Annotated in this window: 17 protein-coding genes; 5 read left to right on the forward strand and 12 right to left on the reverse strand. The window is 66.8% G+C overall.

The genetic code is table 11. From position 1 onward, the window contains the following. Positions 1-35 precede the first annotated feature (35 nt). Complete coding sequence (locus ACGTN6_RS12785) at positions 36-1,544, reverse strand: Na+/H+ antiporter NhaC family protein (RefSeq protein ID WP_394592084.1); 1,509 nt, start codon at positions 1,542-1,544, stop codon at positions 36-38. A gap of 265 nt (positions 1,545-1,809) precedes the next feature. On the opposite strand from ACGTN6_RS12785, the gene ACGTN6_RS12790 reads away from it, so the two are divergent. Together ACGTN6_RS12790 and nhaD are read left to right on the forward strand one after the other, a co-directional pair. Beyond that, positions 1,810-1,935: a hypothetical protein gene (locus ACGTN6_RS12790; protein WP_394592086.1), complete on the forward strand. Its 126-nt coding sequence runs from the start codon at positions 1,810-1,812 to the stop codon at positions 1,933-1,935. Between the two features lie 430 nt (positions 1,936-2,365). Next, positions 2,366-3,787: a sodium:proton antiporter NhaD gene (gene nhaD, locus ACGTN6_RS12795; RefSeq protein ID WP_394592088.1), complete on the forward strand. Its 1,422-nt coding sequence runs from the start codon at positions 2,366-2,368 to the stop codon at positions 3,785-3,787. A gap of 88 nt (positions 3,788-3,875) precedes the next feature. Here the strand turns inward: nhaD and ACGTN6_RS12800 are convergent, their stop codons facing one another. The 4 genes from ACGTN6_RS12800 to ACGTN6_RS12815 all read right to left on the reverse strand — a co-directional run bounded on the left by ACGTN6_RS12800 (position 3,876) and on the right by ACGTN6_RS12815 (position 7,026). Further along, positions 3,876-4,346 carry a GFA family protein gene (locus tag ACGTN6_RS12800; protein WP_394592090.1) on the reverse strand — a complete coding sequence of 157 codons (471 nt, stop codon included), beginning with the start codon at positions 4,344-4,346 and terminating at the stop codon, positions 3,876-3,878. A gap of 136 nt (positions 4,347-4,482) precedes the next feature. Continuing rightward, on the reverse strand, positions 4,483-4,758 hold the full coding sequence (locus tag ACGTN6_RS12805) for a hypothetical protein (RefSeq protein WP_394592091.1): 276 nt from the start codon (positions 4,756-4,758) through the stop codon (positions 4,483-4,485). A 312-nt stretch (positions 4,759-5,070) separates the two neighbouring features. Beyond that, positions 5,071-5,805 carry a maleate cis-trans isomerase family protein gene (locus tag ACGTN6_RS12810; RefSeq protein ID WP_394592093.1) on the reverse strand — a complete coding sequence of 245 codons (735 nt, stop codon included), beginning with the start codon at positions 5,803-5,805 and terminating at the stop codon, positions 5,071-5,073. A 147-nt stretch (positions 5,806-5,952) separates the two neighbouring features. Beyond that, positions 5,953-7,026 (reverse strand): zinc ABC transporter substrate-binding protein, encoded by a 1,074-nt coding sequence (locus tag ACGTN6_RS12815; RefSeq protein ID WP_394592095.1) that lies wholly within the window; start codon positions 7,024-7,026, stop codon positions 5,953-5,955. Positions 7,027-7,181: 155 nt separating this feature from the next. Between ACGTN6_RS12815 and ACGTN6_RS12820 the strand changes: the two genes are divergently transcribed. Together ACGTN6_RS12820 and ACGTN6_RS12825 are read left to right on the forward strand one after the other, a co-directional pair. Further along, entirely contained in the window at positions 7,182-7,898 is a 717-nt protein-coding gene (locus ACGTN6_RS12820; RefSeq protein WP_394592097.1) for a metal ABC transporter ATP-binding protein, read from the forward strand. Then, entirely contained in the window at positions 7,895-8,719 is an 825-nt protein-coding gene (locus ACGTN6_RS12825; RefSeq protein ID WP_394592099.1) for a metal ABC transporter permease, read from the forward strand. Before ACGTN6_RS12820 ends, ACGTN6_RS12825 begins: the two co-directional genes overlap by 4 nt. A 41-nt stretch (positions 8,720-8,760) precedes the next feature. Here ACGTN6_RS12825 and folE2 read toward each other — a convergent pair whose 3' ends face one another. Genes folE2 through ACGTN6_RS12840 form a run of 3 tightly spaced genes read right to left on the reverse strand, consistent with a single transcriptional unit; the run spans position 8,761 to position 11,350 of the window. Then, complete coding sequence (gene folE2 / locus ACGTN6_RS12830; RefSeq protein WP_394592101.1) at positions 8,761-9,666, reverse strand: GTP cyclohydrolase FolE2; 906 nt, start codon at positions 9,664-9,666, stop codon at positions 8,761-8,763. After that, entirely contained in the window at positions 9,666-10,922 is a 1,257-nt protein-coding gene (zigA, locus tag ACGTN6_RS12835; RefSeq protein ID WP_394592103.1) for a zinc metallochaperone GTPase ZigA, read from the reverse strand. The genes folE2 and zigA overlap by 1 nt, the downstream gene beginning before the upstream one ends. Next, complete coding sequence (locus ACGTN6_RS12840) at positions 10,919-11,350, reverse strand: TraR/DksA family transcriptional regulator (RefSeq protein WP_394592105.1); 432 nt, start codon at positions 11,348-11,350, stop codon at positions 10,919-10,921. Before ACGTN6_RS12840 ends, zigA begins: the two co-directional genes overlap by 4 nt. Positions 11,351-11,485: 135 nt before the next feature. On the opposite strand from ACGTN6_RS12840, the gene ACGTN6_RS12845 reads away from it, so the two are divergent. Beyond that, on the forward strand, positions 11,486-12,142 hold the full coding sequence (locus tag ACGTN6_RS12845; protein ID WP_394592287.1) for a DUF1826 domain-containing protein: 657 nt from the start codon (positions 11,486-11,488) through the stop codon (positions 12,140-12,142). Between the two features lie 16 nt (positions 12,143-12,158). Here the strand turns inward: ACGTN6_RS12845 and ACGTN6_RS12850 are convergent, their stop codons facing one another. The 4 genes from ACGTN6_RS12850 to ACGTN6_RS12865 form a co-directional block, all read right to left on the reverse strand. Beyond that, positions 12,159-12,719 carry an antibiotic biosynthesis monooxygenase gene (locus ACGTN6_RS12850; protein ID WP_394592107.1) on the reverse strand — a complete coding sequence of 187 codons (561 nt, stop codon included), beginning with the start codon at positions 12,717-12,719 and terminating at the stop codon, positions 12,159-12,161. Positions 12,720-12,757: 38 nt separating this feature from the next. Continuing rightward, positions 12,758-13,699 carry a pirin family protein gene (locus ACGTN6_RS12855; protein ID WP_394592109.1) on the reverse strand — a complete coding sequence of 314 codons (942 nt, stop codon included), beginning with the start codon at positions 13,697-13,699 and terminating at the stop codon, positions 12,758-12,760. A gap of 60 nt (positions 13,700-13,759) precedes the next feature. Further along, positions 13,760-14,383 carry an isochorismate family cysteine hydrolase YcaC gene (gene ycaC, locus ACGTN6_RS12860; protein WP_394592111.1) on the reverse strand — a complete coding sequence of 208 codons (624 nt, stop codon included), beginning with the start codon at positions 14,381-14,383 and terminating at the stop codon, positions 13,760-13,762. 76 nt (positions 14,384-14,459) lie between these two features. Beyond that, positions 14,460-15,329 carry a pirin family protein gene (locus tag ACGTN6_RS12865; RefSeq protein WP_394592113.1) on the reverse strand — a complete coding sequence of 290 codons (870 nt, stop codon included), beginning with the start codon at positions 15,327-15,329 and terminating at the stop codon, positions 14,460-14,462. Between the last annotated feature and the right edge of the window lie 110 nt (positions 15,330-15,439).

Here is a 15,439-nt window from a genome sequence, read left to right on the forward strand (position 1 = left end):
TGCAAAACCGGTACGTCGCATCGTCTTGTCCTTGTTCAAGCCAGCAGGAAATAAGCCGCGGCACTGATCAGCGCCGACATCAGCACATAGGGCAATTGGGTCAGAGCATGATGGATCGGCGAGATGCCGCAGCCGCGCGCACTGAGCACGGTCGAATCGCCGAAGAAGCAGGCATGGGAGCCGAAGGCCCCGGCGGAGATCATCGCCCCCAGAGTGAGCGGCAAGGAGGCATCGGTGGCCTGGGCGATGGGAATGACGATGGGAAAGGCGATGGCATAGACGCCCCAGAACGATCCGGTGGCGAAGGCCAACGCGGCCAGCAGCAGGAAGGTCACGCCGGGCAGCCAGCTACCGCGCATCACCGGTTCCACCCAGGCGACCAGGGTCTCGGTGAGCCCCAGGCCCTGGTTGACCGATTGCAGCATGAAGGCAGCGAAGACGATACCCAGTGGCAGCAGCATCTGTTGGAAGCCCGTCAGCAGCTCATCGAACAACCGACCGAGCGGCGCAATGTCCTGGGCAATATACAACCCCAGGGTGACCAGCAGCGCGAAGCCGACCCCGATCAGGGCGTCGATGTCGAACCACCAGGTCGCCAACAGCAAGGTGACCACCGGCAGCACGAAGTTCATCAACCGAGGAGGCCGCCGCGTACGTCGCTCGGCGTCGTCGCCGGCCTCTTCATGCTCGCGGGTCTCGTCGCCGCCTTCGGCGGCCTTCATGCGCCCGAGCGCCGGGACGATGCCCGAGGCCACCAGCAGCACCAGCGCCAGGGCGACCCAGGGGTAGATCAGGTAGGGCACCAGGCCGAGGTAATAGCCAAACCCCTGGCCGGCCTCGGCCAGCTGGTGACTCTCCAGCAGCCCCGCCAAATAGATTGCCCAGGTGGAAAAGGGGATCAGCAGGCAGATCGGGGCGGCCGTGGAGTCGACGATGTAGGCCAGCATCGAGCGCGAGAGCCCCAGGCTGTCGAACAGACGCTTCATGGCCGCCGAGACCGTCATGGCGTTGAGGTAGTCGTCGATGAAGATCAGCACCCCAAGGCCCGTCGCCCCAAGCATGGCGCTGCGCCGGCTACGCAGGTAGCGACCGGCACTGAGGCTGAAGGCCTCGGTGCCGCGGGCAAACTGCAGCAGCCCGATCAGGCTGCCCAGCAGGCCGCAGACCAGGATGATCCAGCCCATGGTCGGGTTCTGCATCACCTCGAGGCCGGACACCGCCATATCCTGCACCGCCGTGGTCGGCGAGAGAATCAGGAAGCCGCTGAGACAGCCGGCCAGGAGCGCTTCCAGGGTGCGGCGAGTGAGCAGCGCCATGCCAATCACCACCAGGGTGGGCAGCAGCGCATAGAGGCCATAGGCCGAATCATCCACCAGCAGGTGGCCGCTCAGGCTCGCGGCCACTACCGCCGCCAACAGCGCCAGGCCGCGGCGCAGATGGGGCTCGGCGCCCAGGCCATGCTCGCGTGGGTAATGCGTCGAGTCTTGCGTTGCCATCCCCTTGTTGTTGTTGAAGGACACGGCATTGATAGCACCACCATCCATGGCGGCACGATATCCCCAAGGGGACAACCGGAACGCCGGACGAACATCGGCCTTTGCCGCGACAACACCCCGGGATAGGCTGATGGGAGGATGTCTCGCCGGAGACCCCATGCCGCCACACTCCGCCACCGTCATCGCCACCCTCGCCGGCGCCGGTCTCGCCCGCCTATCGCCCACGCTCGAGTAGAGTTTCGCCACGCACGGCTTCGAAGGCGCCACGCATCGGGCGGCCTTCATCCAGGCTCAACTGGTCTAGGACCGCGCCATGGCCAGCGAGGACGACACCCTGGTGGCGGGCCTGTTGGGCGTGCGCCACCTGGTCAATGGCCATGCGGTGCCGCATCAGCTGGCGGACCAGGGGGTCTCGAATACCGGGAGCCTGCTGCCATGAGATGTCGCGGATGCCTGCGCGCCGAGCCCCCGGCACCGCCCTGCTCCTGTGTGATGGAGCGAGGCGGCCGGCGTCGGGAGGTGCAGGCCCGCTTTTTACCACCAGAAGACACGCCGTGAGTCACGCTCGACGGGCGCCGCACATCGCCCGCGATCTTTCCCGATCCTTAAGGGTTCCTTAAGCCAGCGCTGCCAGGCTGGCGCCCGCCCGGCAGATGACCGTGACGATGCCTTCGAAACTAGCCGAAAGTCGGGGGCCTGGAGCCCTTAACTAGATGAAACGTCCATAGTGATCGAGTCGGCCATGTAGTAGAATTACGCACGCTTTTTTAACCCCCCTTCCTCTCCTACCTCAGGATGCTTTCGTCATGCTGACAAGATGTCGTACGCAACACTGGCTCCGGCAACGCGACCGGCTGCCAGGTTTTGTCGTGCTTGCCGCTCTGCTGCTGTTCAGCCCCCAGGTGCTGGCCGCCGGGGCCGGCGAGCTGGACCTCACCTACTCGCTTAGCGGGTTCATTGCCGTCACGCTGTTCATCTTTGCCTATGGCCTGGTCATGGCAGAAGAGCAGCTGCACATGCGCAAGTCGAAGCCCGTGCTGGTGGCGGCGGGCCTTATCTGGGCGTTGATCGGTTGGGTCTACGTCCAGGAAGGCCTGCCGGATGCCGCCGAGCACGCCTTCAAGGAAACCCTGCTCGAATACACCGAGCTGCTGCTGTTCCTGCTGGTGGCGATGACCTACGTCAACGCCATGGAGGAGCGACGGGTGTTCGACAAGCTGCGCGCCTGGATGGTGGAAAAGGGCTTCAGCTATCGCGCCCTGTACTGGATCACCGGCATTCTCGCCTTCTGGATCTCGACCGTTGCCAACAACTTGACCACCGCGATGCTGATGTGTGCCGTGGTGCTCAAGGTGGCCGAGGGCGACAATCGCTTCATCGGCCTGTGCTGCATCAACATCGTGGTGGCCTCCAACGCCGGTGGCGCCTTCAGCCCCTTCGGCGATATCACCACGCTGATGGTCTGGCAGTCCAAGCTGGTCGAGTTCCAGGAATTCTTCGAGCTGCTGGGGCCGTCGCTGGTCAACTATCTGTTGCCGGCCGTCATCATGAGCCTGTTCATCAAGAACAAGCAGCCGAGCCCTCTCGAGGAGCACATCTGGCTCAAGCGCGGCGCCAGGCGTATCGTCCTGCTGTTCCTGCTGACGATCGTCATCTCCGTGCTGTGCCACACCGTGCTGCACCTGCCGCCGGCGCTGGGCATGATGACCGGGCTAGGCTTCCTGCAGTTCTTCGGCTACTACCTGCGGCGCAGCCTGCCGCGCTCGCTCGAGCGCAAGCGCACCCGCTACAGCCAGCGCGGTGACTGGCGCAAGCTCGAGTCGCTGGGCAGCGTGGTGCCATTCGACGTCTTCACCCGGATCGCTCGCTCAGAGTGGGACACCCTGCTGTTCTTCTACGGCGTGGTGATGAGCGTCGGCGGCCTGGGCTTCATGGGCTATCTGGCGCTGCTGTCCGAGACCCTCTATGCCGGCTGGGATCCAACCTGGGCCAACGTGGTGCTGGGCCTGATCTCGGCGGTGGTCGACAACATTCCGGTGATGTTCGCGGTGATTTCCATGGATCCCGACATGTCCATGGGCAACTGGCTGCTGATCACCCTGACCGCCGGCGTCGGCGGCAGCCTGCTGTCGGTGGGCTCCGCCGCCGGGGTGGCGCTGATGGGCCAGGCCCGTGGTATCTACACCTTCGCCGCGCACATGCGCTGGGCGCCGGTCATCGCGCTGGGCTACGTGGCCAGCGTGCTGATGCACCTGTGGATCAACGCCGAGAGCTTCAACGTCTTCCACTGACCCTGATCCGGCCCCACGGGGCCGGCGGCGACACGACGCGCGGCGGGCCCTAGCCCGCCGCGCGTTTTTCTCGCGGGCTCTTGCCGGCCTATCGCTCCAACCCCAGCCGCCGGTGCCACTCGGCGAGGCTCTCGTCCGGGTAGCCGGCGTAACAACGGTCATCGGGACCCGCCTCGACCTCCACCCAGGATGCCTTGCTGTCCAGCATCAGGTGTACGCGCTCCGGCGTTACCGGCAATGCGGTATCGATCGCCGAGGCAAAAGGATGCACTAGATCGGGCCAGTGAGGATCATAGACCCACAGCGCACTGCCGCAGTGCGAACAGAAGTGTCGCTCGCCGGCGCTCGTCTCGCCGTCGATGACCGCGTGATAGACCGCCTCATGTTCGGCGCCCTCGACCTCCAGGGTCTCGGCGAGCGCCCCGAGATTAATGGCGTAGCCACCCCCACCCGCGGTCTTGCGGCAGATCGAGCAATAGCAACGGTTGAAGGGATAGGGGTGCGGCGCCTCCACGCGAAAGCGTATCGACCCGCAATGGCAGGATCCTGCTAGCTTCATGGTGCCTCTCCTCGGGCTGCGCTATCGCTCCCAGCCTAGCCGATGAGAACCTCGCGCAAAGGCCATCGGCCACGCCAAGAAAATGGCCGGGGCATGGCCCCGGCCGATCTCTCTCCATATCGACGCGCTATGCGACTCAACGCCACCAGGGGGTGGTGTCACGCACCTCGCGTTGCGGCATCGCCTTGAGGGTCTTGGGACTCAGCGGCTTCTGCAAGCGCTCGCTGCGTACCTCCCAGGCGTCGCCCGCCGCCAACAGCAGCGGCGCTTCACCGGCCTTCAGCACGCTATCGCTTGGGGCCGTACGAACATCCGTGTGAGGCGATGCCGACATGGGGGCCTCCATGGCCATCAGCGATGCCGATGCCAATACCCCCACGACGAATGACGTCGCCAGAATCATGTGTTTCATGGGACACCTCAACGATTCTACGATCCGTATTGCTAAGCATGCGCCCGGTCGACACGATGCTCGACCGAGGCACGACCGTGCCACCAGCCATGCCCGTCCTGGTGTGGTGGAGAGGAGTCGCGGGAGGTGAGGAGGGACCCGTGAGAGGCCCCTGGTTCTCGGCGCTTCGCCTTCTGGCCGCCTTGGGTGGGCGCCCGGCGTTGGCACTTTCACTATAGTTCTCGGCCACTGCTGCGAGAGGCCGATGAAAAAAAATCCTCCTGCCGGGGCAGGCGTGTCGCCGATCTCGCTTGCCAAGCCGTCCGGTTGCGCTCAGCGCAGCCCGTCCAGATCACCCAGCGGCCGTGGGGTAGCCTCGACGAGCGACAGGCGACGAAGTGCGGCCCAGAGTGTCACCTGGTTGGCGGTCAACACGCGCCTGCCCGCCTCTGACTGCAGGGTCGCCAGCATGTCGAGGCTGTTGACGGCGGTATCGGGGATCAGCAGCGGCGCAGTGGCCCCGGGATGCTGCGCCCGCAGGGATCTCACCTCGTCCAGGATGTCGGCGGCGTGGGAATCGGCGGCATAGGGGCAGTCGAGGGACTTCACCGTACCCGCCGACACGCCGCCCTCGCGCAGGAAGCTCACCAGACGCAGGGTGACGTCGTCGGGATAGGGGCTGAGCAGGTCCACCTGGCGGTGACCCAACGCCTCGAGGGCCTCCAGAAAGGCCAGTGCGGTGCTGGTGACCGGCACGCCTAGCATCGCTTCCAGCCGGCTTTCCTGCTCGCGGGCCCAGTCGAGCCCGCCGATGAAGCTGGCGCTGGTGCAGGCCCAGACCACGGCCTCGGCGCCCTGAGCGACGAGCTCGCGGCCTACCGGCGCAAGCCGCTCGGGGTCGCCGAGGGCCAACAGCGCCGCCGGCGAATGATGGCCATCGCTGGACACCTTCCCCACCAGGAAACGGGGAGACCCACCATCCTGGCTCGCGGCCAGATCGTGCCACTCGTAGTCGTCCGGACCGTCATCGGGCAGCAGGATGCCAAGCCGGGCGTCGGAGATGCTCATCGGACGCAGTCCTCCGTGCGTGTCGGGATGATTGCCCCGAAACTCTAGCAGGAGGTTCGGCGCTGCCCAAGACATCGCCACATGACCATCTCGCTCGCCCCACGGCCTCCCCCACAGACACCTTTTCCCCGCGCCTGCTTGCCGTCGTCAATGCGTCGCGCACTGCGCCACGCCTTCGGCCAGGTCGCGGATGACTCCGGCATAGAGGTCGGGGCCAGGCTCATGCCCCACGCCCAGCGGATCGATGACCGTCGAGGTATCCACGGGCATGTCGCCGAACACGCTGCGCACCAGGTCGGGGTTGAACTGAGGCTCAGAGAAGACGCAGTCGATGCCCAGATCCGCGACCTTCCGCTGGATCTCGCGAATTCGCGCCGGGCTCGGGTCGGAAGCGTCGCCCAGCGAGATGGCCCCAGCGGCCGGCACCTCGAAGCGCCGCTCGAAGTACTGATAGGCATCGTGGAAGACGATGAACTGGGGCGAGCCTGCAGCATCGAGACGCTGCTGTACCTCCTCGATCAGCGTATCCAGCCGTGCCTGGCCGCGGCGGGCGTTGTCGCGGTAGGTCTCGGCATGTTCCGGGTCGGCCTCGGCCAGCGTCTCGGCCATGACACCGAGCCACACCTGGGCATTGCGCGGATCCAGCCAGGCGTGAGGATCGAGGCCGTGGTGGGCATGATGATGCCCAGCGTCGTGGTCGTGGTCGTGGTCATGGTCATGGTCGTGGTCATGGTCATGGTCATGGTCATGGTCATGGTCATGGTCATGGTCATGGTCATGGTCATGGTCATGGTCATGGTCATGGTCATGGTCGGCAGCAGCGTGACCGCCATGCCCGGTGTCACCACCATGGTCATGGGCCTCGAAGGTGGCCCCCTCGCGGAAGTCATGGCGCGTGAGACCGGGCGCCTCCAGCAGCGGAACCGTCCGGGCATCGCCGGCCAGGGTATCGATCGAGTCCCCGAGCCAGGGCGTCAGCGCCGGCCCCACCCAGAACACCACCTCGGCGCGATCCAGGCTCTCGGCCTCGGAGGGGCGCATCGAGTAGCCGTGGGGCGAGGCACCGGGCCGGATGACCATCTCGGGCGCGCCGAGATCCCCCATGACCTGGGCCGCCAGGGCATGCACCGGAGGGATGTCCACCGCCACTCTGGGCACTTCGGCCACGGCGAGGGTCGGAACGGCGAGTAGCGCCAGCAGCGGGCGAGCGTGACGGGACATGGCAGATCTCCTGGATGTCGTTGGTCTTTATGACGACCAATAATATGTTATAACATAACCAAAATGACAAGCCTCCACCTCGTCGCCGCCTGGAGCGGGTCGGCCAGACATCCTCGGTGACAGGCGCCCAACGGTGAAATCATCCGGTAATGTCCATGCATCTGCTGTCCCTTCACGATATCGGCGTCTCCCGTCGCGGCAATTCCATCCTGGCGGGCATCGACCTGGCCCTGGACGCGGGAGAGGTCGTGACGGTCGTCGGCCCCAACGGTTCGGGCAAGACCACCCTGATGCGGGTGATCATCGGTGCCCTGGCGCCGACCCGCGGCACCATCACCCGTCGACCAGGACTGTCCATCGGCTACGTGCCGCAACGCCTGCACATCGACCCCACCCTACCGATGAGCGTGGCGCGCTTCCTGGCCCTGCCACGGCGCCGGCCCGCCGACGACGCGCATCGCGCCCTCGAGCAGGCCGGGGCCGAGGGGCTCGCCGAGCGCCAGATGGCTGGCCTGTCGGGCGGGCAGTTTCAGCGCGTGCTGCTAGCACGCGCCCTGCTCGGACGCCCCGACCTGCTGATCCTCGACGAGGCCAACCAGGGCCTCGACCACCGCGCCACCGCGGCCTTCTATCGCCAGATCGAGAGCGTGCGCCGGGAGCTCGGCTGCACGGTGCTGATGGTCAGCCACGAGCTGCACGCGGTGATGCAGGCCTCGGACCGGGTGATATGCCTCAACGGCCATATCTGCTGCCAGGGCAGCCCCGAGACGGTGGCCGGCTCCCCGGCCTATCGTGACCTGCTGGGGCTCGACGAACGCGACGCGGTGGGCTTCTACCGACATCACCCCTCACCCACGGAGGCTTCGGCATGATCCTCGACGACTTCCTGTTCCGCGCGGCGCTCGGCGGCACCGGCGTGGCCCTGGCGGCCGCGCCGCTCGGCTGCTTCGTGGTCTGGCGACGCATGGCCTATTTTGGCGACGCCACCGCCCACGCTGCCATTCTCGGTGTGGCGCTCTCCCTGGTGCTCTCGACCTCGCTGTTCGCCGGCGTGCTGGCGGTCTCGCTGCTGATGGCCCTGGCCGTGTCGGTACTGAGCGGTCGCGGCTATGCCATGGATACCCTGCTGGGGGTGATGGCCCATTCGGCGCTGGCCTTCGGTCTGGTGGCCGTGTCCTTCGTCTCCGGCGTACGCATCGACCTGATGGGCTATCTGGTCGGCGATATCCTCGCGGTAAGCCGTGCGGACCTGGCCATCATCTGGGGCGGCGCCCTGCTGGTGCTGACCCTGCTCGACTATCGCTGGTCGGCCCTGCTGACCGCCACTCTCAACCCCGACCTGGCCCATGCCGCCGGCCTCGACCCGAAGCGCGAACAGTTGGTGCTGACGCTGTGCCTGGCCATGGTGGTGGCGGTGGCCATCAAGGTGGTGGGCGTGCTGCTGATCGCCGCGCTGCTGATCATTCCCGCCGCCACGGCTCGGCCTTTCAGCCGTACCCCGGAACGCATGGCCCTGGTCGCGGCGGCCATCGGCGTCCTCTCGGCCAACGGCGGGCTGGCCGCCGCCTATCGACTCGACACGCCCACCGGCCCCACCATCGTCTGCCTGGCCACGCTGCTGTTCCTGGCGGCCAGCCTGATCGGCCATCGCCGCGGGAGGGAAGCGGCCGCGCGTGCGCCGAGTCAGCGCTGACGCTGCGCCGCCGGCTACTACATGCCGGCGGCGCAGGAGACTCAGCCAGCCTGCTCGCCGGGCCAGTTCCACGCGCTGCGCGCGACGGCGTCGTGGGCGTGCAGGCTCTCGGCGTGCACCACCCGCAGTCGAAAGCCGGCCACCCCGGGCTGCTCGCGCAGGGCACGGTCCAGGCGCCGGGCGGCGTCCTCGCAGAACATCAGGTTCTGGCCGTTGGCCAGGGCGAAGGCCTGTTCGTCGACGCGCTTGACCGCCGTCTGCAGGGCGGTGCCCAGGCTCGACTCCACCCGGTCGATGACCTCGACCACGGGCAGGGACTCGACATCGGGGGCCAGGCGCAGCTCGAGATGCGCCTGGCTGCGCTGGCTGTGCGGGGTGGCGACGATGCCCTGCTCGCTGCCCAGCCAGTCACGCATGGCCCGGGAATCGACGGCCTCTTGCTCGGCGAAATCACGATCGAAGCGTTCCTGTATCAGCTGGCGCGCCAGGGCCGCGGAGCAAGGGCAGGTCGAGGAGTAGCCGATGGAAAGCTCGAGCCGCGCCTCGAACCCCTGCGCCGTGAGCCGGCCACGCACCGCGAAGGGATAGGCCTTCCAGCCCGCCAGCGGGCTGACCAGGGCGGGCCGGCGCAGCATGGCCTCCCCGCTCAGGTCGAGGAAGGCCTGCTGCGAGAGCCCGTGATGGCTGTCGAGAAAGTGCGCCAGCACCTCATGCAGGCGCCCCGGAGTCAGCTCCCGGTCGGTCAGGCGCTCCAGGGCCAGATAGAGCCGCGACATGTGGATGCCGCGCGCCTCGGGATCGTCCAGGCTGACGCCCGCATCGGCGCGGCCGGCCAGCGGGCGACCCGCCACCTGCAGCGGCAGGTCGATGCCCTCCATGCCGACCCAGGAGAGACGCCCCGGCTGATCGGAGGCGCCGTCGGCGATATCGATGAGAGACGTCGTCATCAGGCTTCCTCGGTATCGAGCGCGGCGGGCACGAAGTCGGTGAACGGATCAGGCAACGCACACCAGGCCTCGAGGCCCGCCGCCAGGGTCTCGTCATCGAGCAGGCAGTCGTCCAGAGCACGCCGCATGCGCGCCTCGTCCAGCCCCTGGCCGATGAACACCAGCTCCTGGCGCATGTCGCCGAAGGGCTCCTCCCATACGCTGAGGATGGCGTCGCGGAAATCCGGGTCGGTCGGCCAGTCCGCCTCCGGCACCGCCTTCCAGAACAGCCCGGCGAAACCATAGTGGGCGATGCCGCCGGCCTGGCTCCATTGGCCGGCGAAGCGCGGGCGCGAGGCCAACCAGAAGAAGCCCTTTGAGCGCAGCAGCTTTTCCCCGAACCAGCCGGCGTGCAGCAGCGCGTGGAACTTCTGTGGATGGAAGGGGCGACGCGCGCGGTAGCTGAAGCTGCCGATGCCGTATTCTTGGGTCTCGGGCACATGCTCGCCGCGCATCTCCTTCAGCCAGCCCGGCGCCTGCTGGGCCCGCTCGAAGCTGAACAGGCCGGTGTCCAGCACCTTGTCCAGCGGCACCCGCCCCTGCGCCATGGCGATGACCTCGGCGTCGGGGTTGAGCGTGCGCAGCACGGCCTCGAGCTCGGCGCGCTGGGCCTCGTCGATCAGATCGGCCTTGCTGATCAGCAGCACGTCGCAGAACTCAATCTGGTCGACCAGCAGGTCGGCGACGTTGCGCTGGTCGTCTTCTCCCAGGCTCTCACCCGCCTCGGCCAGGGAGCGCGCCTCGCGGTACTGGGCGAGGAAGTTGGCCCCATCGACCACGGTGACCAGAGTATCCAACCTGGCCAGCTGCGACAGGCTATACCCCGATTCGTCCTCGAAGGTGAAGGTCTCGGCCACCGGCAGGGGCTCGGAGATGCCAGTGGACTCGATGACCAACTGGTCAAAGCGCCCTTCCCGGGCCAGCCGCGCCACTTCCTCGAGCAGGTCTTCGCGCAGCGTGCAGCAGATGCAGCCGTTGCTCATCTCGACCAGGCGCTGCTCCGCCCGGTTGAGCGCCACGTCTCCCGGCGTGGCATCGCCGCCGCTGGCGTCCTGGCGCACCAGAGCGGCATCGATGTTGACCTCGCTCATGTCGTTGACGATGACCGCCACCCGCCGACCCTCGCGATTGGCCAGGATGTGGTTGAGCAGGGTGGTCTTGCCGGCGCCCAGAAACCCTGACAGCACGGTGACCGGCAGGGGCTCGAACTGACTCATCGGGCCTCTCCTCTTCGCTTTTGATAATGGTGTTCGCGCTGTTCCTGATGCTCCTTGGCCTCGACGCAGAGTCTGGCCGTGGGACGGAACATCAAGCGGGCCAGGCCGATCGGCTGCCCCGTTTCCTCGCAGTAGCCGTACTCGCCGTCATCCAGCCGGCGCAGCGCCGCGGCGATATTGCGCAGCAGTCGGGACTCGCGATCCGCCTGGCGCAAGGCCAGCCGCATCTCCTCCTCGCCCGCCGCCTGATCGAGCTCGTCACCGCCGCGCTCATGGTGGGCGATCGACTCGCGGACCTCGCGAAGACGCGCTTCAATGGTCTCCCGCTCGTCGTGTAGACGACGCCGGAAAAAGGCCCGCTGCTCGTCGTCCATGTAGGCCTCATCGGACATCGCCAACAGACGACGCTCTTCTGCGCTGTATGCCATCTCGGTCTCTCTCCTGGGCGTCTGAAGGCGAGCAAGGGTCGAGTGCCGCCAGTACGCTTTCAAGACGCCGCAAGATACGTTATAACATATCAAAAAATCAACCGCCTTACGTACCGTCAGGAGCTCGCGATGCCGATGACCGCCGCCCCATCCCTACCCGATGACCTCGATGCTCCGCCCCATTGGGTGGAAGGCGGTGGCATCGAGGTGCTGCCGCGGATCTTCGAGGACGCCATCACCCTCGCGGTGCTGCGCCGACCGCTGTCCAGCGACCTGCTGGCCGGCGCCCTGGCTCAGATGCGCGCCAAGCGCCCGCTGTCGTTCTCCTGGCGCGGCGCACCGGGCGATGCGCTACGCGCCGACCTGCTCGCGACGCTGCACGCACCCGGCGTCTCGGGCCCGCTGGTGGAAGACATCGCGACCCTGGCCGAGGCCATGGCCTTCCTCTTCGACACCGACAACGTGGGTCTGCGCCTGCGTGTCCTCGACGCTCCCATGTGCCCGCGCTTTCACTGTGACAACCTGCCGGTACGGCTGGTCACGACCTACTTGGGGCCAGGCAGCGAATGGCTGCCCGAGACGGCGGTAAACCGCGACGGACTCGGCGCGCCTCGTCCCGACAAGCCGCCGATCGTGACGGAGGACGGCGCCATCCGCCGGCTGGAGGCAGGCGACGTGGCGCTGCTCAAGGGCAGTGGCTGGATCGGCAACGAGACGCGCGGCCAGGTGCATCGCAGCCCGGCGGGAGATCACGGCCAGCCGCGGCTGCTGCTGACCATTGATCCCGGTTGAGGCGGGTCAGGAGGAGCTACTCGAACATCCAGTGCGCCACCAGACGCACGACACGCGGCATGACCACATAGATCACCAGGGCCACGACGGTGGCCGCGATGAGGCCATGCCGCACACCCCAGGTAGCGAGCACCGGCTGAACGGCAAACAGCGGCTGCCATAGCAGCGGTACCAGCATGGTGAGCGGCCAGATCACGGCGGTGGTCACCAGCCACTGCTTCCAGCGCACCGGCTGCTTGGCCGTCGAGGTCGACGGCGTGAACCAGTAGTCGATACCGCTGTGGATCTCGATCGTTTCCTTGCGCTGCAGGGAGGGGAGGATCTCGTCGAGCAGCCGACGACGCTCGTCTGAATGTCGCCAGCGCTCGGCCTGCTCCTCGGAAGCGAAGCGCACCGCGATCTCGTAGTCGCAGCCATCCGCCGGCGGCCTCAGCACGTGCACGCCCTGGTGCCCGCAGTATCGCCCGGCCACCTCGATGATGCGGCGCAGCCAGCCTTCATAGTGCGCTCGGGCCTCCGGCCGCACGCGATGCTGAATGCGAATGGTGACGCTATCGCTGGACGGGGTCTCGATCATGAGCAAGCCTTCTGCTGAGGAATGACACAGGTGGCCGATCAGGCCTTCCAGGGCAGCGGCGGTGGCATCAGCGGCTCGCCGTCGTAGTCGGGAATGTTGCCGAAGCGCTCGCTGCCGGCCTCCCAGTCGCGCTGGGCCTCGGCGATCTCGGCCTTGCTGTGGCCGACGAAGTTCCACCAGATCAGGATCTCTTCGCCCAATGGCTCGCCGCCGATCAGGATGGCCCGGCCACCAGCGGGTAGCGCCAGGGTGACGGCCGCTCGGCCCCGCCCCAGATAGGCCAGTTCGTTGGCGACGAAGGTCTCTCCCTCGATGTCGATGCCTCCCTCCAGGGGCAGCACCCCATACTCGAAGTCCTCGCGCAGCGGGAGTTCGATGCGGCTCGCCTCGGAACTCGCCAGGTCCAGGCCCACAAGCGGCGAGAAGGCCAGCGTCGGGGCGCGACGGCCGGCAAACTCGCCGACGAGCAGGGTGAAATCGACGCCATCCTCCTGCCAGTTCGGCAGGACGGGATAGTGATCGAAGCGCGGGTCGGTGCGCCGGTCGGCCTCGGGCAGGGCGATCCACAGCTGGGCGGCGTGAAGATGGGTCTCGCCGGTCACCGACTCCTCGGTGTGGCTGATGCCGCGCCCGGCGGTCATCAGGTTGACCTGGCCGGGGCGAATCACCTGTCGGTTGCCGAGGCTGTCCCGGTGCAGCACCTCGCCCTCGATCATCCAGGTAAAGGTCTGCAGGCCGATATGCGGATGAGGGCCGACCCGCAGACCGCGGGAATCGCCCTTGAACACGCAGGGACCGGCATGGTCGAGGAAGCACCAGGCACCCACCAGGCGACGATGGCGAGACGGTAGCACCCGATTGACCGGGATGCCGCCGACATCGGCGGTGCGCGGCGGCACGTGCTGGACCTGGCGCTTGCCGTCGACGATCGGACAATCGAGCGAGGACTGCGGCTCCTTGTCCTGAATCAAACTGCTCATGGGCGATATCTCCTGCGTGGATAGCGAGACGGCTCGGCCACGAGGGCCGAGCCGCACGAATCAGCTGCGCGCCTGCTGAGCATAGCTCTGCATCAGGTTGGCGTACGCCGGCAGATGGCCGGCCAGCAGGCCGCCGAAGCCCTCGATGTCGTTGCGCCAGTCGCGATGCAGCTCGCAGCCGACGCCGAACCAGGTCATCAACTGGGCACCGGCTTGGGACATGCGATCCCAGGAGGCATCGCGGGTGGTCTGGTTGAAGGTGCCCGACGCATCGGTGACCACGAAGACGTCAAAGCCCTCCTCCAGGGCGGAGAGCACCGGGAAGGCCACGCAGACCTCGGTAACCACGCCGGCGATCAGCAGCTGCTTCTTGCCGGTGGCCTTGATCGCAGCGACGAATTCCTCGTTGTCCCAGGCATTGATCTGTCCGGGCCGCGCGAAGTAGGGGGCATCCGGAAACATCTCCTTGAGCTCCGGCACCATGGGCCCGTTGGGGCCGTCCTCGAAGCTGGTGGTGAGGATGGTAGGAATATCGAAGAACCTGGCGATGTCGGCCAGCGCCAGCACGTTGTTCTTGAAGTCGTCCGGGCTATAGTCGCGCACCAGGGACAGCAGGCCGGCCTGGTGGTCGACCATCAGCAGTGCCACGTCGTCCTTGTTCAGGCGGTTGTAGGTGAAGGACATGATCGCTCTCCTATTGCATCGGGGGATAACCCGGCGGCTCGGCCGCCGGGATCGAACGCCAGCGGATACCCTCCCGCTAGCCGTTCAAGGCGCCGTACTTCCCACGCTGGAAGTCGGCGAAGGCTTGATGGATCTGCTCTTGGTGGTTCATCACGAAGGGACCGTATCCGACCACCGGCTCGTCGATGGGCTCGCCGCTGAGCAGCAGCAGCTTGGCGTCGTTGTTGGCCTCCAGGACCAGCTCGTGGCCCTGGCGCTCGAAGGCCACCACGGCCTCGTCGCGCACGATGGCCTCGCCGTTGACCTGGACGGTGCCCTCCAGCACTACCAGCAGGGTGGTATGGCCGTCCGGCACCGGCAGCAGCGCGTCGCCGCCCGCCTTGAGCCGCACGTCCCACAGCTCGATGGGTGTGAAGGTCCGGGCCGGCCCTTCGTGTCCAAGATAGTTTCCCGCCACCACGCGGACGTGCCCGGCCGCATCATTCAGCGGAATCGTCGGAATCGTGCCGTCGAGCAGCGTCTGATAGGCCGCCGGCGCATCCTTGTCGCGAGCCGGCAGGTTGACCCATAGCTGCACCATTTCCAGTCGTCCGCCTCGCTCGGTGAAGGCGCGAGAGTGGAACTCCTCGTGGACGATGCCGGCCCCGGCGGTCATCCACTGCACGTCACCCTCGCCGATCTTGCCGCCACTGCCCGTGGAGTCGCGGTGTTCCAGCTCCCCCTCGTAGACCAGGGTCACCGTTTCGAAGCCACGATGGGGATGCTGACCCACGCCGCGCGGCCGCTTGGCCGGCTTGAAGGTATGGGGACCGGCATGATCCAGCATCAGGAAGGGGCTGAGATGCTCGGCGCCCATGCGGTCGTAGGTGAACAGGGAACGTACCGGGAAGCCGTCGCCGACCCAGTGACCGTAGGGGGCACCGTATATGGCTTGGATCTGCTTCATCATGAGGCTCCTGTGGGCAGGAAGGGCGCGCTGGCCCCGATGCAGAAAGCCTATGTAAGGAACGCTGAATCGACTAGATGGTAGAATTCACACAGTGCGTTCCACAAACA

The sequence above is a fragment of the Halomonas sp. B23F22_20 genome (genome assembly GCF_043496985.1).
GTDB lineage: Bacteria > Pseudomonadota > Gammaproteobacteria > Pseudomonadales > Halomonadaceae > Halomonas.